This is a genomic window from Ammonifex thiophilus, from assembly GCF_003368535.1.
GTDB lineage: Bacteria > Bacillota > Desulfotomaculia > Desulfotomaculales > Ammonificaceae > Ammonifex > Ammonifex thiophilus.
The window spans coordinates 1-271 of sequence record NZ_QSLN01000082.1 but is presented as its reverse complement, the minus strand read 5'-3'; the positions used below and the strand labels follow the sequence as shown (position 1 = coordinate 271).

Below are 271 nucleotides of genomic sequence, written 5' to 3'. Positions count from 1 at the left end.
GTCTCCTTCCGCATATCCCACCGTCCCGGCGTGGAGTACGAGCGGGTGCGGGAGTTCTCCGTCACCTACGACAAGGTGTCCGGGCGGATAGAAGCCCGTCTGGTGGTGGAGGTGAAGGCGAACCCGCGTCCCGGGACGAAAAGAGCTGCCCTGGACCTGGGGGAAACCATCCTCATGGCAGCCGCCTTCGAGGACGGGACCGTGCTGCTCTACTCCGGCAGGTTCATCAAGTCGGTGAGGCGGTACTGGCAGAAGGTGCGGGCAAGCCTTA

At 64.2% G+C, this 271-nt stretch carries 1 pseudogene; it reads left to right on the top strand.

Features of this window, described 5'->3' with window-relative positions:
• A pseudogene (locus DXX99_RS11165) lies at window positions 1-271 on the top strand (RNA-guided endonuclease InsQ/TnpB family protein); the annotation flags it as partial.